The 19,873-nt window shown below is 74.6% G+C and carries 15 protein-coding genes; 4 read left to right on the top strand and 11 right to left on the bottom strand.

The window, feature by feature from the left end:
* Positions 1 to 15: 15 nt before the first annotated feature.
* The 4 genes from ACFP1Z_RS08895 (at position 16) to ACFP1Z_RS08880 (ending at position 5,115) form a co-directional block, all read left to right on the top strand.
* Positions 16 to 594 (top strand): single-stranded DNA-binding protein, encoded by a 579-nt coding sequence (locus ACFP1Z_RS08895; RefSeq protein ID WP_390315378.1) that lies wholly within the window; start codon positions 16 to 18, stop codon positions 592 to 594.
* Between the two features lie 328 nt (positions 595 to 922).
* The gene (locus tag ACFP1Z_RS08890) at positions 923 to 2,365 is read left to right on the top strand and encodes an LAETG motif-containing sortase-dependent surface protein (RefSeq protein WP_390315377.1); all 1,443 of its coding nucleotides are present in this window, start codon (positions 923 to 925) and stop codon (positions 2,363 to 2,365) included.
* A 214-nt stretch (positions 2,366 to 2,579) separates the two neighbouring features.
* A complete protein-coding gene (gene ettA, locus ACFP1Z_RS08885; RefSeq protein ID WP_390315375.1) occupies positions 2,580 to 4,244 on the top strand; it encodes an energy-dependent translational throttle protein EttA in 1,665 nt (554 codons plus the stop codon).
* A 43-nt stretch (positions 4,245 to 4,287) separates the two neighbouring features.
* A complete protein-coding gene (locus ACFP1Z_RS08880) occupies positions 4,288 to 5,115 on the top strand; it encodes a DUF8010 domain-containing protein (RefSeq protein WP_390315374.1) in 828 nt (275 codons plus the stop codon).
* Between the two features lie 85 nt (positions 5,116 to 5,200).
* Here the strand turns inward: ACFP1Z_RS08880 and ACFP1Z_RS08875 are convergent, their stop codons facing one another.
* From ACFP1Z_RS08875 to ACFP1Z_RS08825, 11 genes are all read right to left on the bottom strand, one after another.
* Complete coding sequence (locus ACFP1Z_RS08875; RefSeq protein WP_390315372.1) at positions 5,201 to 5,605, bottom strand: globin; 405 nt, start codon at positions 5,603 to 5,605, stop codon at positions 5,201 to 5,203.
* A gap of 68 nt (positions 5,606 to 5,673) precedes the next feature.
* Positions 5,674 to 6,636: an FHA domain-containing protein gene (locus ACFP1Z_RS08870; protein WP_390315371.1), complete on the bottom strand. Its 963-nt coding sequence runs from the start codon at positions 6,634 to 6,636 to the stop codon at positions 5,674 to 5,676.
* Positions 6,637 to 6,642: 6 nt separating this feature from the next.
* Positions 6,643 to 8,091, bottom strand: coding sequence for a vWA domain-containing protein (locus tag ACFP1Z_RS08865; RefSeq protein ID WP_390315370.1), 1,449 nt, complete (start codon positions 8,089 to 8,091; stop codon positions 6,643 to 6,645).
* Between the two features lie 111 nt (positions 8,092 to 8,202).
* A complete protein-coding gene (locus tag ACFP1Z_RS08860) occupies positions 8,203 to 9,507 on the bottom strand; it encodes a protein phosphatase 2C domain-containing protein (RefSeq protein ID WP_390315369.1) in 1,305 nt (434 codons plus the stop codon).
* A gap of 3 nt (positions 9,508 to 9,510) precedes the next feature.
* Positions 9,511 to 12,093, bottom strand: a complete 2,583-nt coding sequence (locus tag ACFP1Z_RS08855) for a serine/threonine-protein kinase (protein ID WP_390315368.1) — start codon at positions 12,091 to 12,093, stop codon at positions 9,511 to 9,513.
* The gene (locus ACFP1Z_RS08850) at positions 12,090 to 13,421 is read right to left on the bottom strand and encodes a hypothetical protein (RefSeq protein WP_390315367.1); all 1,332 of its coding nucleotides are present in this window, start codon (positions 13,419 to 13,421) and stop codon (positions 12,090 to 12,092) included. The genes ACFP1Z_RS08855 and ACFP1Z_RS08850 overlap by 4 nt, the downstream gene beginning before the upstream one ends.
* Before the next feature lie 160 nt (positions 13,422 to 13,581).
* On the bottom strand, positions 13,582 to 14,637 hold the full coding sequence (locus ACFP1Z_RS08845) for a glutamate ABC transporter substrate-binding protein (protein ID WP_390315366.1): 1,056 nt from the start codon (positions 14,635 to 14,637) through the stop codon (positions 13,582 to 13,584).
* 18 nt (positions 14,638 to 14,655) lie between these two features.
* Complete coding sequence (locus ACFP1Z_RS08840) at positions 14,656 to 16,131, bottom strand: hypothetical protein (protein WP_390315365.1); 1,476 nt, start codon at positions 16,129 to 16,131, stop codon at positions 14,656 to 14,658.
* A gap of 177 nt (positions 16,132 to 16,308) precedes the next feature.
* Positions 16,309 to 17,421, bottom strand: a complete 1,113-nt coding sequence (locus tag ACFP1Z_RS08835; RefSeq protein ID WP_390315364.1) for an N-acetylglucosamine kinase — start codon at positions 17,419 to 17,421, stop codon at positions 16,309 to 16,311.
* Positions 17,412 to 18,680, bottom strand: coding sequence for a 6-phospho-beta-glucosidase (locus tag ACFP1Z_RS08830; protein WP_390315363.1), 1,269 nt, complete (start codon positions 18,678 to 18,680; stop codon positions 17,412 to 17,414). Before ACFP1Z_RS08830 ends, ACFP1Z_RS08835 begins: the two co-directional genes overlap by 10 nt.
* A gap of 103 nt (positions 18,681 to 18,783) precedes the next feature.
* On the bottom strand, positions 18,784 to 19,854 hold the full coding sequence (locus tag ACFP1Z_RS08825; RefSeq protein ID WP_390315362.1) for a mechanosensitive ion channel family protein: 1,071 nt from the start codon (positions 19,852 to 19,854) through the stop codon (positions 18,784 to 18,786).
* Positions 19,855 to 19,873 lie beyond the last annotated feature (19 nt).

Below are 19,873 nucleotides of genomic sequence, written 5' to 3'. Positions count from 1 at the left end.
GGGAGGCGATCGCAGATGAACGAGACATTGGTGACGGTCGTGGGAAACGTCGCGACGCAGCCGGACTTCAAGGAGACGGCGGGCGGCTCGGCCGTCACACGGTTCCGCCTCGCGGCGACCGTGCGCCGCTGGGACCGGGTCAAGGAGGAGTGGGTGGACGCCCACACGAGCTTCTACACCGTGTGGGCATGGCGGACACTGGCCGCCAATGTGGTCGCCTCGGTCACCGTGGGCGAACCCCTCATCGTCCAGGGCAAGTTGCGCATCCAGGACCGCGCGAGCGAAGGAAAACGCTGGCTGTCGGCGGACATTGACGCCGTGTCGATCGGTCACGACCTCACGCGCGGCACCTCGGCCTTCCGCAGGGTCGTGCCCGCCAGACCGCTGCCGGTCGAGCCCGTGCGCATGGCGGGCGCGGCGGCACGGGCGGCCGCGGACCGCGCGGGACCGCGGCCGGTGGCGGCGGAACCGGGCGCGCGGCACGAGACGGACGGCATGGACGGCACGGACGGCGTGGTGGGGGTGGGCGAGGTCGCCGAGCGGATCGTGGCCCGGGCCGCGGCCGCCGCGCGGCCGGTCACGGCCGGGACGTAGCCGTCGCGGCGCCGCCGGGGCGGCGGGCAGTGGAGCTGCGGGCAGCGGAGCGCGCGTCGGTGAGCACGGGCAACACCCTTGCAAAATGGGGGATTTGTGGCGGGGATTTGTCGATAATCCCAGGTCAGGCCCGGTGTTCCGGTAACGATTCCGATTCGGATCGGTTGAGCAGGCCCTCGGGTGGGGATAGGGGCACCTTCGCTCTTTAAGATCACCTGCGCAGCAACGTGACAGGGGCTGGCAACGGGGGCTTCCGAGTTTTGAGTTCGCTGACGAGGCACAAGGGCAGGGTGCGTACGCGGGCCCGCGGGTGCCCGGAAGGAAGTCGATGATTTCTGGCAAGAGGCGGGGATCTGCCCGCCTTCTCACGGCGACCCTGGTGTCGGGCCTGGCCGTCGTGGGCACGGCGGCCGCGGCGGGCCCCGCCGTCGCGGACGACGCGCCGCGGAGCGCGGGCGGGGTCAGTGCCACGCTCGGCAGGATCACCGCCGGCTCCGAGGCCGTGGTGCACGACCGGCACAGAACCAGCACGGTCCCCGCCGGGCTGTCCGAGATGCGGGTCGAGGGCGGCGGGTCCCTGCAGACCTACAGCGTGGACGTCCTCACCCACGCCGTGGAGGGCGCCAAGTACAAGGAGACGGGCTGGAGCGAGTCCTCCCTGCACGCCAACCGCAACGCGGGCCGCGTCCGCTGGATCCTGCAGCACTCCTATCCACAGGTGAACGACCTCGCCGCGCTCGCCAAGGAGGCCGGTACGGACACCCTGGACGCGAACTCCGCCGCGGCGGGCACCCAGATCGCCATCTGGCGCTACGCCGACAGCGTCGAGGTGAGCACCAGGGACCAGGCCGCCGCGAAGCTCGCCGACCACCTCTACCGCAGCGCCCAGGACAGCGAGGAGCCCGAGGCGTCGCTGACCCTGAGCCCCGCGGCCGTCTCGGGGAAGTCCGGCGGGCGGCTCGGGCCGGTGTCCGTGCGCACCAATGCGAGCAGAGTGAGCCTCGAAGCCGTCGGTGACGCGGAGTCCAAGGGGGTGCGGATCGTCGACAAGGACGGCAACCCGGTCACCACCACCGGCGACGGCGGCGAGTTCTACCTCGACGTGCGGCCCGGGGCGGCGCCCGGCTCGATCCCGGTGCGGGCCACGGCGGCCACCAAGGTCCCGGTCGGCCGGGTCTTCGTCGGGGACCAGACCAAGACGCAGCCCCAGATCCTCGCGGGCTCCAGCGAGAGCACCGTCACCGCGACGGCGGACGCGACCTGGGCGGAGCAGGGCGCCATACCCGCGCTGTCGGCGCGCAAGAACTGCGAGCGGGGCGGCGTCGACATCACCGCCGACAACCGGGGCGACGCCCCCTTCGCCTTCGAGCTCGACGGGGTGCGGCACACCGTGCCCCCGGGCCGCTCGGAGACCACGCTGGCGAAGGTGGGCGAGGACCAGGCGTACCGCTTCGCGGTCACCGGGCCCGAGGGGCTGCCCGGCGCGTTCTCCGGGATCCTGGACTGCGCGACCGGCGCGGGCGCCGAGAGCGCGGCCCGGGGCGGCAAGGGCGCCGCCGCCACGACGGCCACGGTCGTCTCGCACGTCGGACCGGCCCCGGACCGGGACGCCCGCCGGGACCCGCGCGGCTTCGCCGGCCGGCGCGACCTCGCGGCCACCGGCGGTTCCAGCACCACGCCGACGATCGCCGGCATCGCCATCGCGCTGATCGTCGTCGGCAGCGGCGCGGTCTATCTGCTGCGCCGGGAGAAGGCGGCGTCCTGGGAGTGAGCCCGGGAGCGGGCGGCGCGGGCCCGGAGCGGGAGCGGGCCCCGCGCCGCCCGCCGCCGGCCCGCTCCGGGCCCCGGCGCGGGCGCGCCCTCCGTCCGGGGGCCGTGCCCGTATCTGGTTTCCGCCACGGGCATGCGGTGCGGCAAGATGGGTGTATCTGCCCTCACGCGGCGGAGCCGCAAATTGGTCCCTCTCGACTGCCGGACGGTTTCTCTTGGCTGAGTACATCTACACCATGCGCAAGACGCGCAAGGCGCACGGCGACAAGGTCATCCTCGATGACGTGACGCTGAGCTTCCTGCCCGGCGCGAAGATCGGTGTGGTCGGCCCCAACGGTGCCGGTAAGTCCACCGTGCTCAAGATCATGGCGGGGCTGGAGCAGCCGTCCAACGGTGACGCGTTCCTCTCGCCCGGCTACAGCGTCGGCATCCTGATGCAGGAGCCGAAGCTCGACGAGTCCAAGACCGTCCTGGAGAACGTCGAGGACGGCGTCGCCGTGATCAAGGGGAAGCTCAACCGCTTCAACGAGATCGCCGAGCTGATGGCGACGGACTACTCCGACGCGCTGCTGGAGGAGATGGGCAAGCTCCAGGAGGACCTCGACCACGCCAACGCCTGGGACCTCGACGCCCAGCTGGAGCAGGCCATGGACGCGCTGGGCTGCCCGCCCGGCGACTGGCCCGTCGTCAACCTCTCCGGTGGTGAGAAGCGCCGCGTCGCCCTCTGCAAGCTGCTGCTGGAGGCCCCCGACCTGCTGCTGCTCGACGAGCCCACCAACCACCTCGACGCCGAGTCGGTGAACTGGCTGGAGCAGCACCTGGCCAAGTACGCCGGCACCGTCGTGGCGATCACCCACGACCGGTACTTCCTGGACAACGTGGCCGAGTGGATCCTGGAGCTCGACCGCGGCCGCGCGATCCCCTACGAGGGCAACTACTCCACCTACCTGGAGAACAAGGCCGCGCGTCTGAAGGTCGAGGGCCAGAAGGACGCCAAGCGCCAGAAGCGCCTCAAGGAAGAGCTGGAGTGGGTCCGCTCCAACGCCAAGGGCCGGCAGGCCAAGTCCAAGGCGCGGCTGGCCCGTTACGAGGAGATGGCCGCCGAGGCCGACAAGATGCGGAAGCTGGACTTCGAGGAGATCCAGATCCCGCCGGGCCCGCGGCTGGGCAATGTCGTCGTCGAGGTCAACAACCTCTCCAAGGCCTTCGGCGAGAAGGTCCTCATCGACGACCTGTCCTTCACCCTGCCGCGCAACGGCATCGTCGGTGTCATCGGCCCCAACGGCGCCGGCAAGACGACCCTGTTCAAGATGATCCAGGGCCTGGAGACCCCGGACGCCGGCGACATCAAGGTCGGCGAGACCGTCAAGATCTCCTACGTCGACCAGGCGCGCGCCAACATCGACCCGAAGAAGACGCTGTGGGCCGTCGTCTCCGACGAGCTGGACTACATCAACGTCGGCCAGGTCGAGATGCCCTCGCGCGCCTACGTCTCCGCGTTCGGCTTCAAGGGCCCGGACCAGCAGAAGCCGGCCGGGGTGCTCTCCGGCGGTGAGCGCAACCGGCTGAACCTGGCGCTCACCCTCAAGCAGGGCGGCAACCTGCTCCTCCTCGACGAGCCGACCAACGACCTCGACGTCGAGACCCTCTCCTCGCTGGAGAACGCGCTGCTGGACTTCCCCGGCTGCGCCGTGGTCGTCTCCCACGACCGCTGGTTCCTCGACCGCGTCGCCACCCACATCCTGGCGTACGAGGGCAACTCCAAGTGGTTCTGGTTCGAGGGCAACTTCGAGTCCTACGAGAAGAACAAGATCGAGCGGCTCGGCCCGGACGCCGCCCGTCCGCACCGCGCCACCTACAAGAAGCTGACGCGAGGCTGACCGTGACGCGCCACCCGTCCGACTCCGAGGAGGCCCTCGCCGTATGACGGCGCATCGGCCCCCGCAGGGGCAGCGGCTGCGCTTCGCCGACGCCCGGGAGGCGGCCGACCTGGCCGCCTTCCTGGCCCGGCTGATCCACTACGACCGGGCGGCCGCGGTGCGGCTGCAGTCGGGCGGCGGCGTGCTCGCCGTCTTCGGCCGCCCGCCGTCCTTCGAGGTCCTCGCCGTCCGCACCGCCCGCCTGGCCTGGGGCGACGGCCTGGACGTCACCGTCTCCGCCGGCCGGCTCGCGGACGCCCTGGACGCCGCGGCCGCCGAGGGCCCGGCCGCCGGTGAGCCGGGGGCCGGCGAGCTGGAGGTCGGTGTGCCCGAGGCCGTCACCGGCCCGCCCTGGGCCGGGGTGCTGCCGCCGCGCGGCGGCTGGCGGCGCCTCGCGGGCCTGCCGGACGCGGCCACGGCGCTGGCCGCCGTCGCCGCCGCGGTCGCGGAGTTCCGGGCCCGCGACGAGGCGCTGCCCGAGCAGCGCCGCACCCGCGCCGAGCGCGACCGCATCGGCCGGGAGATCTGGTCCCGCACCCTGGGAGACACCCCGCTGCCGCTGCGCGCGGTCCACGCCGCCCAGTCGCTGGGCTTCCTGCGCCCGGTGCGCGGCGCGGCCCCCGCGCCGGCGGCCGTCGCCGCCTCCCGCTCTGGCACCGCGACCGCCGCGACCGCCGTGGCCCCGGCCCCGCCGGAGCCGCTCGCGCTGTTCGCGGCCCGCGGCTGGCTGCGCCTGCGCACGCCGTACGGCTCCGTCGCGGTCCGTACCGGCGGCATGACCGGACTGCCGGTCGCCGCGGCCCATCAGGCACCCGGACCCAGGCACACCTGAGTCCGGGCGCACCTGATTCCGGGCGCCCGGACCGTGTGTCTCAGCTCGTGGTGTCCCAGCCCGTGGTGTTCCGGCCTGTGGTGTCTCAGCCCGCCGTGTTGACCATCGACGCGGCCGCGTACGTCAGGTAGTTCCACAGCTGCTCGGCGTGCGCCGGTTCGAGCTCCAGCTCGTCCACCGCCGCCCGCATGTGCTTCAGCCAGGCGTCGTGCGCCGCGCGGTCCACGGCGAAGGGGGCGTGCCGCATCCGCAGCCTCGGGTGCCCGCGGTTCTCGCTGTACGTACGGGGCCCGCCCCAGTACTGCATGAGGAAGAGCACGAGGCGCTCCTCCGCCGGCCCGAGGTCCTCCTCCGGATACATCGGGCGCAGCAGCGGGTCCCCGGCCACGCCCTGGTAGAAGCGGTGGACCAGGCGCCGGAAGGTCTCCTCCCCGCCGACCTGCTCGTAGAAGGTCTGATCGGAAACGGTGCCGCGCGGAATCTCGTTCACCCCTCCATGCTCTCAAACCGTCCGGCCGAGGACCGGCGACGTAGGACCGGGGGCCGCCCCGCGGTCCCTCAGGAGATCCGGCGGAGGGTGATCGTGGTCCAGGCGCCGACGTGGACGCGGTCCCCGTCCCGCAGCGGGACCGGTACATACGGCTGGATCGGCTCCTCCGAGCCGTTGATCGTGGTGCCGTTCATCGAGTCCTTGTCGACCACGGCCCAGCTGCCGTCCGGCTGCTGGACCAGCATGGCGTGGGAGTGCGAGACGCCCGGGTCCTCCGGCGGGCGCGCGAGGTCGATGTCGGGGGACTCGCCCGTGCTGTGCCGGCGGCGCCCGATGCTCACCTGCGGCCCGCTGAGGGGGAGTTGCACCTCCGGCGCGTACGCGGGCAGGTTCAGCCCCGCCGCCTCCGGGCCGCTGCGGCCCATCATCGCCAGGAAGTACTCGCGGTCGGGAGCCACGACCGCGACCCACGAGGGCGGCGCCGGCGGCGGGTCCTGGGCCGCGGGCGGGGCCGGGGTGTACGGCCGGTACGGCTCGTAGGGCGGCTGCTGCGCCGGCACGGCCGGGGCCGGCGGCGGGGTGGCCGGCGGCGGCAGCAGCCAGTCGCCCTCCTCGTCGGTCAGCGGCTCGGCGGGGCGGTTGATCCGCGAGGGGCTCGACCGCTCGTACTCGTACGGCGACGGACCCCGCGACGGGGGCGGCACGGGCGGCGGGAACGACGCCTCCGTGTGCGTCAGGAAGTGGTACCGGCACTCCTCGCAGAACGCCGACCCGGCCTCGCGCGGCGTCCGGCAGCGCGGACACAGCTCCGCCTGCACGGTGGGCACTTCGTAGCCGCCGGGGACACCCTGCGCCCCGGTGGCCCCGGGCACCGGGGTCACCGGCGGATGCGGCGGGGGCGGCGGCGGTACGCTGCCCGCGCCCGTACCCCCCTGCGCGCCCGCGTCCGGTTCTCCCCCGGGCATCCGGTGGCCGCACACCTCGCACCAGTCCGTGTTCGTGGAATGGTGGCCCTTCGGGCAGCTCGGCATGGCGGTTCAGTCCCCCCTCTTCTTCACGCGCACGGTCCGGGTGGAGCGGGTCTCCAGGGTCATCTCCGCCTCCTCCGAGACCTTCGGCTTCAGCCGCACAGTACCGCTCGCGGCGTCGACCACGTCCACCACCTTGGCCAGCAGCCGGGCGGTGTCCTCGTTGCCGGAGCGGCTCGCCAGCTGCACGGCCCGCCCGAGTTTCGCCGTCGCCCCGTCGAGGTCTCCCGCCTTGCGCAGTTCGAGGCCCGCCTGGATGGCCCGGGCCAGCTCGGCCTGCCCGGTGTAGTGCGCGACCTGCGGGTTGATCGCCGTCGAGGCCGCCGGGTCGTCCGTCCACACCGCCCGCACCAGGCCCTGCGCGAGCACGCGGGGCGTCCCGGGCCCGGGCAGGACGAGCGAGACACGGGCGGCGAGCATCTCCTCGCCCACCGCAGCGACCGGCACCCGGACGCACACGTGGTAGTCGCGCGACTCCTCGCCCCACGAACCCGTCGGATAGTCGCCCGTGCGTGGCCCGGCCCCGGTGCGCCGGTCCGTCAAGTCCACGACGGACGGCGCGACTTGCTTGACGAAGCACACCTCGGCCCGCTGCGGGGTCCACACCCGCAGCGCCACGTCCGCGACCTCCTTGCCCATCGCGGTCTCCATCATCCGCCGGAAGTCCTCGGCCAGCCCGGCCGGATCGGCGACGATGTCGGCGGAGCCCAGCAGCGCGGAGGCGATGCCGGTGACCTCCTGGACCACCCAGTCCGTGCCCACGCCCCGCGCGTCGCAGGTGAACTCCCCGGCGCACTCGGCCAGTACGGCGCGCAGCTCGTCCGGCTCCTCGTGCTCGTTGCGGCCGTCGGTGAGCAGGATGCCGTGCCGTATCGAGACGTCCGCCGCGGCCAGCAGCCGGCGGGCGAGCCGCAGCCAGGTGCCGATCGCGGTGCCGCCGCCCGGCTCCAGCGCGCGCAGCGCCGCCCTGGCCTGCGCCCGGGTCGACGCGCCGGCCACCGCGAGCCGCCCGCCGCCCGGATAGACCTCCTTCGCCTGGTGCGTACCGGCGACCACCGCGAAGGCCACGCCGTCGCGCAGGGCCTCGACGGCGACCGCGGTGGCCTCCCGGGCGTTCTCCATCTTCGTCGGCGGGTAGTCCATCGAGCCGGAACAGTCGACCATGATCACCACGGCCGCGTCGGGGGCGCCCGGGGCGTGCTCGCGCGGGGCCCGGCCCGCCGCCTGGCCCTGCGCGGGGACGAACGGCAGACGCAGCTGCGAGGTGGGGCTCCCGTCGACAGCACCGGTCACAGCCCCGGCCGCGCCCACGGTGCCCGCGGCCCCGGACGCGCTGTTCGAGCCTGTCGCCGTGACCGTCACGATCGCGTCGACCTCGCTGCCGCCCTCCGGCAGATACGGGTTCTGGTACACCTCGACCGTGAACCGGGGCACATCCGTTGTCGCGAAACCGGTCATTGATCCGCTCCTCGGGTACTCCACTTGCCAAGCCGAACACCTGTGGACCATGGGTCACTTCAGGGGGCGGACCGGCGCACAGCACCCGCGCGCATCCCCCCGTTCAACCGCTCAGGACGCTCCTGCCCCGTCCGACGGACGGGGGAACGGCAGCACGGCCACCGTTACGTTGTCGTGGCCCCCGCACTCCAGCGCGTGGGCGACCAGCTGCCGGGCCGCCGCGAGCGGGCGGGTCCGGGCGTCGGACGGGGTGATCGCGGCCATCTCCTCGGCGGACTCCGCGTAGTTCCACAGCCCGTCCGTGCACACGAGCACCACGCCCGCCCGGTCGGGTGTGAAGGACGCGGTGTGCGGCTCGATCTCGTACGCGTCCGCGCCGAGCCAGCCGGTGATGGCGTGCGCGCGCTCGTCCGCGTACGCCTCGGCCTCCGACAGCAGTCCGGCCGCGACCATCTGCGCCGCCCAGGAGTCGTCCTCCGTGAGCCGGGCCGGCTCGGTCCCGCGGTCCTCGGGCACCCAGTAGGCGCGGCTGTCGCCGATCCAGCCGACCGTGAGCAGCTCGCCGGTGACCACGGCGGTCACGATCGTGCAGGCGGGGGCGTTGACCTGGCGGTACGGCTCGTGCTCGCGCGGCTCGTTGACGGCGGGCGGGGAGGCGAGCGCGGCGACGGCCTCCGCCGCCCGCAGGATCGCCTCGTGGGTGGCCCGCCTGGGGTCCGTGCCGGCGGGCAGGGCCTCGCCGAGCGCCTCCCCCGCGGCCGCGCAGGCCGCGGCCGACGCCTCGTCGGGCCGGGTCGCGGAGGACACGCCGTCGCTGACGACCGCGACGGTGGCGGTGGTGCCGTCCGCGAGGGCCGGGGCGGACACGGCGTAGGCGTCCTCGTTCCGGTGGTGGCGCAGGCCGCGGTCGCTGACCGCCGCCACGTCTGGCAGCTCGTGCTCCATGTGATCCCGTTCGCGCGGCTGTGCATGACCGCAGTGTTCGCAGTACCCGTCCTTGTCGATCATGCCGGATCGGCAGGCCGTGCAGGCGCGCCCCGCCCCGAGCGCGCCGGGGCGCGCCGCACCCGGCTCGCCCGGCGCTCCGCACAGCGCGTGCGCTCCCTGGCCGGGCACGGCCACGGCCGCGCGCGGGTCCCGCGGGTCGGGAGGGGCGGAGGCCGGGGGCGCGGTGGGCGACGCGGAGCAGTCGCTGCCGGGCGGCGGGCCGGGGAGGGGACCCGGCGCGGGGCGGGCGTCCGCGCGCCCGCCGCCCCGGCCGGGCACGCCGGTGCGCCAGTGCTCGCCCGGGGCGGCGGGCGGCGGGACCGCCGAGAGGTCGGCGCCGCAGCCGCCGCAGAAGTTGTCCGCCGGCTCCAGCGGCTCGTGGCAGGCCGGGCACGCCGTCAGCTGTGGGGGGCGCGGCAGTTGCGACATCGATCACACCCATGTCCTGGGGCGGAGGCGGTTGGCGCGCTCCACCAGTTCGATCCGTTCCTCGCCGCGCTGGGCGAGCCGTGCCAGTACCCGGTACGAGCGCTCCAGGCCGAAGCGCAGCCCCCGCTCGTCCAGGCCGCTGCCGAGCAGTGTGGGCCCGCCCGCGGCGCCCGGCGTCCCCGGCGCGCCAGGACCGCCGCAGAGCACCCAGTCCAGTGCGCAGCCCAGCACCTCCGTTGACAGCCGCTCCCGGCGCAGCGTGTCCAGGCCCGCGTCCGTGAGGCGCTCCACCTCGGCGGCGGCCGCCCGCAGGTCCGCGAGCAGCGCGTCGTGCGGGGAGCGCTGCCGCAGCCGGGCCCGTACGGCCGCGACCCGCGCCGCCGTGCAGTGGACCTGCGACGGCGGTACGGACTCCAGGGCGGCCACCGCGCCCGCGCGGTCACCGGTGGCCAGCCGTACCCGGGCCAGTCCGAAGGCGGCGCTGACGAAGGACCGGTCGGTGATCCACACCAGGCGGTAGTACTCGGCGGCGTTGTCGAGCTGGCCCAGCACCTCCGCGCACACGCCGAGCGCGAGCTTGGGCGCGGGCTCGCCCGGGAACGCGTCGTAGACGGCGTCGAAGGACAGCGCGGCGGTCCCGTGGTCGCCGACGGCCAGCCCGTGCAGGCCCCGGTACCACACGACGCGCCAGTCGTCGCGGTGCCCGCCCTCCAGGCTCGCGAGGGCCAGGGAGGCGTCGTCGTCCTCGCCGAGCTCCAACTGGGCCCGTACGCGCCGCAGTCGCAGCTCCGGCGAGTCGGCGGGCGCGGCCCGCAGCGCGGTCAGCAGCTCGGCGGGCCGGGAGGCGAGCAGGCCCGCGAGGAAGCCGGCGTTGGGGTCGCCCGGGTCCACCAGCGGCACCGGCAGCGCGAGGGCGGCGGCCCGGGTGTCGAGAGCGGCGACGGCCGGGGCGTCGGGTATCTCCGGTGCCGGGAGGGCCGACAAGGGTGCGGGGGGCGCGAGTCGCCGCTGCCGGGGCAGCCACGGCAGCGGCCTGCCCCCGTCGGCGTGCGGCTTCCGCTCGCCCAGGGCCGAGACGGGGCCGTCGTTCTCCTCGAAGAGCCTGCTGTCCACCACCCGCAGCTCCGGGCCGAACAGGGACGACAGCGCGGGCTTCGGCTCGCCCGTCCGCAGGGCCATGATCTCCCGCAGGACGCCCGTCAGCTGGTCGGCCATCTCCGCGGCGGAGGAGAAACGGCGCTCCGGGTCCGGGTCGGTGGCCCGGACGAGCAGCCGGTAGAAGGACTCGTAGCGGCGGAAGACCTCGATGTGCCCGGGGTCGGGCAGGCTGTCGGCGAAGACGGACGTGTAGCCCTGGAAGTCGAAGGTGAGCACGGCCAGCGTGCGGGCCACGGTGTACAGGTCGGAGGCGACGGACGGGCCCGACTCGGCGACCTCCGGCGCCTGGTAGCCGACCGTGCCGTAGATGGCGCTGTCGTGGTCGTCCATCCGCCGGACCGCGCCCATGTCGATCAGCTTGAGCTGGTCCCGCTGCTGTATCGCGTTGTCGACCTTGAAGTCGCAGTACAGCAGGTTGCGGCTGTGCAGATGGCCGAGCGCCTCCAGTGCCTCGATGCCGTAGGCGCAGGCCTGCTCCACGGGCAGCGGGTCCCGCCGCCCCTGGGGGGTGCGCCGTTCGTTGGCGATCTCCTTGAGCGACTTGCCGCCGACGTACTCCATCACGATGTAGCCGTCCAGGCTGCCCGTGCGCTGGTCCAGGTGCTCGACGAAGTTGTAGATGCGCACGATGTTGGCGTGCTCGATCTCGGCGAGGAAGCGCCGCTCGGAGACGGCGACCGCGAGCGCCTCCTGGTCGCCGGTGTCGAGCAGGCCCTTGAGGACCACCCAGCGGCTGTCGACCGCGCGGTCCATGGCCAGATAGGTCCAGCCGAGGCCGCCGTGCGCGAGACAGCCCACCACCTCGTACTGGCCGTGCACCACGTCGCCCGGCCGCAGCTTCGGGACGAACGAGTAGGGGTGCCCGCACTTGGTGCAGAAGCCCTCCGTGCGGCCCTTGCGGTCACCGCGCGAACGCCCCACAGGGGCACCGCACTCGCTCCTGCTGCAGAACCGCTTGCGCTCGGGCACCTCGGGATGCTCCAGTACCGCCGAGCGCGGATCGGGAGTCGGCACCTCCGGGACGCCCACGAGCCCCGCGCCGAGCTTGCCCCGGCCGACCGCCGGGCCGGACGCCGAGCTCGAACTGCGCACCGACACCGAGCGCGTGGCCGTGCCCGCCGAGCCGCCGGACTCCGCCGCCAGGGAGCGCGAGAGCCGCCCCGGCACCGAGCGGCACGAGCCGGAGGACCCCGAGGAGGAGGGCGAGGCGGAGGACGAACCGGAGGAGGAGCGCGCCTCACCGTCGCCCGCGCCCGGCGCGGAGGACTGCCCCGCGCGCCCCGGGCTCGTGATGCCCGTGGCCAGCGAGGCGAGCGTGCCGTTCGGCGCGACGACCGGGGCGAGCCCGCACGTGTCGCAGTACAACTCGCCGCCGCCGACGTCCTCGTAGCGGCCCTCGCAGCCGGGCCGCTGACAGCTCCCGCTCATGCTTCCCCCCTGTGGTCGCGGACCGGCAGCCCGCCGCCGGGGGCCGCCACCAGGGCCTCGGCCAGCGCCTGTTGATAGCGCAGCACGGCCCCCTCGGCGGCGACCAGATCGCACGGCGCGCTCCACAGCATGCGCCGCGCCGCGTCGTAGCGCTCGCCGAGGACACGGTCCTCGGCGAGCCCGTGCCGCGCCGTCTTCGCCCGGTACGCGTCGAGCCGGCCGCGCAGCTCCGCCCGTACCGCCAGCGGTGCCGTCACGGCCGTCAGCGACTCCCGGGCGCGCAGCAACTCCTCCTCCGCGCGCTGCTCCAGCCCCTCCAGCAGGGGTGAGAGCCGGTGCCAGCGGGCGTGCCGGCGGTGCTCGGCGGCCGCCGTCAGCTGCTCGTACAGCGCCGTCGGCGGGCCGGAGACGGCGGGCACCTCCGACGCCGCGATCTTCGACAGGACCTCGACGCGCGCCCGGCGGGCCTCGCCGAGCGTGCGGTCGGCGCGCGAGAGCACGTCGCGCACCCGCATCAGCCGCTGCTCGGCGTCCTGCCGCACGTCGAGCACGGCCTCGACCTCGCGCCGGACGTCCTCCAGGGCGCGGGCGGCGCGGTCGTAGCGGGCGGTGTCGGGGCGGCCGCCGCCGGGCGCGGAGCTGGGCGAGGACCCCGTCCAGAACGCGAGCGGGTCGGCGAGCACCTCGGCACGCAGCGCGGTCAGCTCCTCGGTGATGCGCTCCAGGTCGTCCCCGGAGGGGTGTTCGCCGGGCCGGACGCCCACCGAGTGGGCCAGGAAGCGGGTGCGCCGCAGCTCGGCGGAGAGCAGGTCGATACGGGCGGGCAGGGCCGTCCACACGGCGTCGGCGGTGACGACGACGTCGAGGGCCTGGGCGTACCAGCCGTTCATCCGGTCCAACAGCTCCTGCAGACCGATCTGTTCGCTGAGCCGGGCGGTGGCCGTGGGGGACTGCGGGTCCGTCGCGCCGCCCGCCGGCAGGACGTTGCCCGGCAGGGTGATGCCCTGGCCCCGCAACAGCTCGGTGAGCTCGGACAGTTCGCCCTGGGTGGGCCAGCGGCGCCGGCCGCGCAGCTCCCGGGCGGCCGTCAGGGCCGCGGTGTAGGCGTCGAAGCACGTCCACAGCCCGGCGATGAGCTGCTCGGCGAGCTCCCACCGGCTCTTGGTGACCCCGGTCAGCTCCGCGCCCTCCAGCAGCCGCCGCCCGGCGTGGTCCTGCAGGGCGAGCAGGGAGGTCTCCACGGCCTCGTGCTCCGCGCCGAGCCGCGCCAGGACGCGGTCGGCCTCCTCGCGGCTCAAGGCCGGCCCGGTGGGCCCCGCGACCGCCATCGATCCCCTCTCCTGCCGCGGCCGGTGCCGCGGACGTCCGGTGGTGCTGGTCAGTTGGTGCGGCCGCCCGCCCGGCGGCCCCCTTCGGCCCGGATGTGTCGGCCCAGATGTCGGTCCAGATGTCGGTCCAGGTGTCGGTCCAGGTGTCGGTCCAGGTGTGTCAGTCCAGGTATTTGGGCGCCGGCGGGGCGGTGATCCCCGGGAGGTCGGCGGCGAGCCACTTGCGGTAGGCCTGCATCCAGGGGCCGGCGGCACCGCCGCCGCGGTAGTCCTCCAGCACCTTGTTCACCCGGCGTACCAGGTCCGTGTCCTCCTGGTTCATCGCCACGCCGTACAGTTCCTTGGTGAACGGCTTTCCGAAGAGCTTCACGGACGGGTCCTGGGCCGCCTGCCCGGCCGCGAGCGCGCTGTCGGTGAGGACCGCGTCCGCCTGGCCGAGCTGCACTCTCACCAGGCAGTCCAGCTGATTGGGCACGGTCAGCACGCTCGCCCCGTGGTCGTTCTTCTTCAGTTCGGTCTCGGCCGTCGATCCCTTGGCCGCGCAGATCCTCTTCCCCCTCAGTGAGTCGTCGAACGCCGTGACGGCCGAGTCCTTGGGGGCCAGGAGCTGCTGGCCCGCCTCGAAGTAGGCGGTGGAGAAGGCGACTTTGCCGGCCCGTTCGCAGTTGATGGTCATCGTGCGCACGACGACGTCCACCTGGTGCTGCTGCACGGCCGGGATGCGCCGGCTGGTGGGGATGGCGAGGAAGACCACCTTGCCGCCGTCGCCCAGGATGTCCTTGGCGATGGCGCGCACGAGGTCGATGTCGAAGCCGACCGGCTCCCCGGACTCGGGGTCCCGGTAGCCCCAGCGGTAGCTGTTCTGGTCGATGCCCGCGACGAGATGGCCACGCTTCTTGATCTGCTGCACGGCGGGCCCGTCCGCCGCCGAGGGCCGCAGGCTCGCGTCGGCCTCCCCGTCCCTGCACGTGCCGCGCGCGGCGGCCGGCCTCCCCGCGCCCGCCGTGTCCGTCGCGTCCGTGTCCGCCGGCGCGGCGGGCCGGGCGGCCGTACGCGCCGCGGCCGGTGCCCCGCGGCCCGCGTGCCCCTCACCGGCGGGGGCCGGCCGCAGGGTCCAGGCCGTGGCGGTCAGCGCGCACCCGGCCGCGAGGGCGACCGCCGCCGTCGCGCGCCGCCGTCCCGCACGCGCGCGCGTGCCCTTCCCGATCACGCCCATGCTCTCCCCCGTTCCCCCTCAGCGGTACTCCGACAGCCTGCGGCCGATGCCCAGCACCGCGCCCGCCGCACCCAGCAGCGCGAGCACGGCCGCCCCGGCGTCGAGCCCCCACAGCGCCCCGCGCCCGTCGTGGGCCGACCGCCGGAACGCGCTCTGCTCGTGCTCCAGCGCCTGCCGCAGCGCCTGGTCCACCCGATCGAACGACTCGCCCGTACTGCCCTTGTCGTCGCCCTTCTTACCGATGACCAACGGCAGCGCCTCCTCGTACATCCCCGCGTCGTCCTTCGCGCGCGCCTCCTGGTGCCGCGCCTGCCACTGTCGTACCCCCGCGACCGCCTGCTCCACCGGGGCGCGGCCCTGCGCGTCGTGCGCGAGATCCAGCGCCCGCTCCAGCAACGTGCCCCGGCCCGGGGCGCCTTGTCCTCCGCCGGCGAGCGCGCGCATGCCCGACCGGTAGCTCGTCTCGTACACGTCCTCGCCCTTGTCGGTGAGGGCGGCGCCGCGCGCCACCAGGGTGAGGTTCTCGTCGCCGCGCGCCTGGAGGGAGCCGATCCGGGCCTCGCTGAGCACCCGCAGGGAGCGTGCCCCGTGGTCGTAGGAGGCCTGCAGTCCCGAACGGGCCACGGCATGCCCGGCGATCAGCCACAGCAGCGTCACCGCCGTCAGGCCCGTCGCGGCCAGCAGGCCGTGGTTGAAGACCCGGTTGGTGCGCAGGAACGCGCGCCGCTGCGCCCAGCCCAGCGCGCCGAGGGCCACGACGCCGACCGCGAGAGCCGCCCACGGCCAGGACTTGGCGTCGTCGTAGTCGGAGCCGAGCCGGCCGGTCTCCGCCTCGTAGAGCCGGCGGGCGGCGGGCAGCAGGTCCTCGCGCATCCGCTCGCTGGCATAGCGCAGATAGGCGCCGCCGAGCGGCAGCCCCTGCCGGTTGGTGGCGCGGGCGGCCTCGACCAGGCCCGTGTACCGGGGCAGTTGCTCGTTCATCCGCGCTATCTGCTCGCGCGCCGCCGGTGAACCGCCCGCGTTGGCCGAGGCCTTGGTCAGCAGCTCGGAGGCCAGGGCGACATCCTTCTCGTAGCGCTCGCGCACCGGGCGGGGCTCCTGCCCGCCCGCGAGGAAGCCGCTCGCGGCCGTGGTGTCGGCGTCGGCCAGCGAGCGGTAGATGTCCGCCGCGTTCGCGCTCAGCGGCTGGCTCTCGCCGACGACGGCGTCGGCGGCGGCCGAGCGGTCCGCGACCTGCCAGGCGGTCACCCCGCCGAACACCGCCAGCAGCACGGCCAGGACGGCGCCGATGATCCGCAGCCGCCCCGGCTCCGTGACGGCCGCCGCCCGCAGCCGCTCCAGCCCCTCCCGCCACGCCGTCACCGGCAGCAGCGGGACGGGGCGCCGGCCGGGCGGGCCCGGTGGCGGACCCGGCGGAGCCGCCGGGGCGGCGGGGGAGGGCAGGGCGGATCCGGGTCTTGCCGTGGTGCCGCCGGACTGCTGCGGGTGTGACACGAGACCTCCCCCTCGGTCGCTGCGGACGGCTCCCGTCCGCGTCGCGGAGAACGAGAGCGCCCGGCCAGCAGTATGGCCGCAGGGACCGACAAAGGCACTCGTGCTGCCCGATCTTGTGCGGACCGGGTCGCGTTCCGGGCCCCCGGGGCACCGCGTCGGCCGGGCGCGGCCTCCCTCTTACGGGCACGCGTGCCGGGGCCCGTCCGGTTCCCGTACGGCCAGGTCGTGAGCGCGCGATCCGTTCGGCGGAGCGGAGTCCGGCACGTCCGGCACCCGCTCCCGCCCCTGCGGCGCCCCGCCCCGCTCCCCGTAGTGCGCCCGCAGCCGCGCGTACGCCCCCGGCGCCGCCCCCGCGTGGTCCAGGGCCAGCAGCGCCGCGCCCAGCACCGGGGGAGCGGTCACCAGCAACGGGCGGGCCCTCGGGGCGCGTTCGGCCAGCGAGGAGACGACGCGGTCGTGCAGGAGCGGGTGCCGGGCGGCCAGGACGCCGCCCCCCAGGACCACCGGCACGTCCCTCTCCAGCAACTCCAGCCGGGCCAGGGCCACGTACGCCATGGTCGCGATCTCCTCCGCCTGCCGGGCCACGACCGCCCGCGCGACCACGTCGCCCCGCGCGGCCACCGCGAAGAGCACGGGCGCGAGTTCGTGCCGCCGCTCCATCGGCACCCGGCCCAGGTGCAGCGCCTCGATGACCTCCGGCATGCCGGGCAGGCCGAAGTGCGCGGGGACGGCGCGGGCCAGCTCGCTGGGCTCGCCCCGGCCGTCGGCGGCCCGCGCCGCCCACCACAGTGCCTCCTCGCCGAGGTGCCCGCCGCCGCCCCAGTCGCCGGAGATCCGGCCGATCGCGGGGAAGCGGGCCGTACGGCCACCGGGGGCCAGCCCCGCGCAGTTGATGCCCGCCCCGCACACCACGGCGACGCCCGCCGCCGGCTCCCCGTCGGGCAGGCCGGCCCGCAGCAGTGCGAAGGTGTCGTTGGCGACGGCGACCGTACGGCCCCAGCCGCGCGAGCGGAGCTCCGCGGTGAGCCGCTCCTCCTCCACCGGCAGATCGCAGTTGGCCAGGCACGCCTGCACATGCGCGGCCGGCGGCGGGCCGGGGCGCGCGGCCGCTCCCGCCGCCCGCGCGACGGTCTCCGCGAGCTGCGAGACCGCCTGCCGGGTGTCCGTGCGGGCCGGCCGGAAGCCCCCGCCGCGCGCCTCGCCGACCACGGTGCCGTCCGTCCTCAGCAGGGCCACGTCGCTCTTGCTGTTGCCCGCGTCGATCGCGAGCAGCACACCGCTCACGCCCACGCGAGGTACTCCTTGTTGTGGGCGAGGAGGGCGTCGGTCAGCCGGTCCGCGCGGTCCAGCCGGCCGATCAGCGGGTGGGCGAGCAGCGCCCGGAACACCCGCTCCCGGCCGCCTTTGAGGGCCGCCTCCAGCGCCAGGTGCTCGTAGGCGGTGACGTTCGCGACCAGCCCGGCGAACAGCGGCTCCAGCGGGCGCACGGGCAGCGGCCGCGCGCCCCGCGCGTCCACCGCGGCGGGCACCTCGATCACCGCGTCGTCCGGCAGGAACGGCAGCGTGCCGTTGTTGAGGGTGTTGACCACCTGGACGTCCTCCCGCGGCCCCCGGGGACCGGTCCGCAGCAGCGCCGCGGTCAGCGCGACGGCGGCCTCCGAGTAGAACGCGCCGCCCCGCTTCGCCAGCAGCTCCGGCTTCATGTCCAGCGCCGGGTCCCGGTACATGCGCAGCAACTGCCGTTCCATCTCCGCCACTTCGGCGGCCCGTGACGGCTTGGCGCGCAGTTCCCGGACGACTTCGTCGTGCTGGTAGAAGTAGCGCAGGTAGTAGGAGGGCACGACCCCGAGCCGGTCCAGGACGGAGCGCGGCATGCGCAGGGCCTCCGCGATCGCCGCGCCGTGCTCGGCGAGCAGGCGCGGCAGCACGTCCTCGCCGCCGACGCGCACGGACCGCTCCCACGTGAGGTGGTTCAGGCCCACGTGCTCCAGCGTCACCTCCTCGGGGGCGACCCCGAGGAGTCCGGCGAACCTGCGCTGGAAGCCGATGGCCACGTTGCACAGGCCGACCGCCCGGTGCCCGGCCGAGAGCAGGGCGCGGGTGACGATGCCGACCGGGTTGGTGAAGTCCACGAGCCACGCGCCGGGGTTGCGGCGGCGCACCCGCTCGGCGATGTCCAGCACCACCGGCACGGTGCGCAGCGCCTTCGCCAGCCCGCCCGCGCCCGTGGTCTCCTGGCCGACGCAGCCGCACTCCAGCGGCCACGTCTCGTCCTGCTCGCGGGCCGCCTGGCCGCCCACGCGCAGTTGCAGCAGCACCGCGTCCGCGCCGTCGGCGGCCGCCTCCAGGTCCGCCGTGCAGGTCACGCGGGCCGGGTGGCCCTGCCGGGCGAGGATCCGCCGCGCCAGCCCGCCGACGGCCTCCAGCCGGCCGGGATCCGGATCGACGAGGACCAGTTCGCCGACGGGCAGCACCTCGCGCAACCGCGCGAATCCGTCGACGAGTTCGGGAGTGTAGGTCGAGCCTCCGCCGACCACTGCCAGTTTCATCGGGTTCGTCCCTTGCCTGTGGGGCTGGAGCCGATCACGTGCCTGCCGGGTATGTTCCCCTCTCCGCCCAGGAAGTGTGAACCCTTATTTGAAGAGCGGGCCCTTATTTGTTGATCTGCGGTCCCGACTGCTGCTGCGGTATCGGCGCCGTCGCCTGCGACTGCGGGGAGGAGGGGTTGCCCAGCGCGGAGGGCGCCGACACCGCCGCGAGCGGATCGCCGCCCGCGCCCTGCTCGTCGCCCGGGCGCGCCTCGCCCATGCGGATGCCCTCGGCGTCCAGGGCCCGCTTGATGCGCCAGCGCAGCTCGCGCTCGACGGTGGCGGCCTGGCCGGGGAGCGTCTTGGCCTGCACCCGTACGACCATGGAGTCCAGGGTGACCGAGTCCAGTCCCATGACCTCGACCGGCTCCACCAGCCTCTCGTCCCACGGCGCGCTCTTGGCGAGCTGCTCGCCCGCGCCCGCGATGGCCTCGCGGGCCCGGTCGAGGTCCTCGTCGTGGCGCAGGGTCACGTCCACCTCGGCCATGGCCCAGCCCTGGCTGAGGTTGCCGATGCGCTTGACCTCGCCGTTGCGCACGTACCAGATCGAGCCGTCGGAGCCGCGCAGCTTCGTCACCCGCAGACCGACCTCCACGACGGTGCCCTTGGCGACCCCGGCGTCGATCTCGTCGCCGACCCCGTACTGGTCCTCGATGATCATGAAGACGCCGGACAGGAAGTCGGTGACCAGGTTGCGGGCGCCGAAACCGATGGCCACACCGGCCACACCGGCGCTGGCCAGCAGCGGGGCCAGATCGATCTGCAGCACGGAGAGCACCGTGAGCGCCGCCGTCCCCATGATCAGGAAGGAGGTGACGCTGCGCAGCACCGAGCCGATGGCCTCCGAGCGCTGCCGGCGCCGCTCCGCGTTGACGAGCAGACCGCCCAGCGCGGTGCCGTCGACGGCCTGGGCGGTGCGGTTCATCCGCGCTATCAGCTTGGTGATGGTGCGGCGGATCAGCGAGCGCATGACCACCGCGATCGTGATGATCAGGACGATGCGCAGGAAATCGGTGAGCCAGATGGACCAGTTCGCTTCCACCCAGCCCGCGGCGTCGTTCGCCGTTCGCTGCGCCTCGTCGAGAGAGACAGGACGAGACGTGGAGTCTGCGGCCAGACCAGCGGACCAGAACACGTGAGGAACCCTCCATGCG

It is taken from the genome of Streptomyces gamaensis (assembly GCF_042656465.1).
Lineage (GTDB): Bacteria > Actinomycetota > Actinomycetes > Streptomycetales > Streptomycetaceae > Streptomyces > Streptomyces gamaensis.
The sequence above is the reverse complement of the archived record's forward strand: the minus strand, read 5'-3'. Positions and strand labels throughout refer to the sequence as shown.

Excerpts from the sequence above, each read along its gene's own strand:
- ACFP1Z_RS08895 (WP_390315378.1), top strand. The coding sequence starts at position 16 with ATGAACGAGACATTGGTGACGGTCGTGGGAAACGTCGCGACGCAGCCG.
- ACFP1Z_RS08890 (WP_390315377.1), top strand. The coding sequence starts at position 923 with ATGATTTCTGGCAAGAGGCGGGGATCTGCCCGCCTTCTCACGGCGACC.
- ACFP1Z_RS08880 (WP_390315374.1), top strand. The coding sequence starts at position 4,288 with ATGACGGCGCATCGGCCCCCGCAGGGGCAGCGGCTGCGCTTCGCCGAC.
- ACFP1Z_RS08870 (WP_390315371.1), bottom strand. The coding sequence starts at position 6,636 with ATGCCGAGCTGCCCGAAGGGCCACCATTCCACGAACACGGACTGGTGC.
- ACFP1Z_RS08865 (WP_390315370.1), bottom strand. The coding sequence starts at position 8,091 with ATGACCGGTTTCGCGACAACGGATGTGCCCCGGTTCACGGTCGAGGTG.
- ACFP1Z_RS08860 (WP_390315369.1), bottom strand. The coding sequence starts at position 9,507 with ATGTCGCAACTGCCGCGCCCCCCACAGCTGACGGCGTGCCCGGCCTGC.
- ACFP1Z_RS08855 (WP_390315368.1), bottom strand. The coding sequence starts at position 12,093 with ATGAGCGGGAGCTGTCAGCGGCCCGGCTGCGAGGGCCGCTACGAGGAC.
- ACFP1Z_RS08850 (WP_390315367.1), bottom strand. The coding sequence starts at position 13,421 with ATGGCGGTCGCGGGGCCCACCGGGCCGGCCTTGAGCCGCGAGGAGGCC.
- ACFP1Z_RS08845 (WP_390315366.1), bottom strand. The coding sequence starts at position 14,637 with ATGGGCGTGATCGGGAAGGGCACGCGCGCGCGTGCGGGACGGCGGCGC.
- ACFP1Z_RS08830 (WP_390315363.1), bottom strand. The coding sequence starts at position 18,680 with ATGAAACTGGCAGTGGTCGGCGGAGGCTCGACCTACACTCCCGAACTC.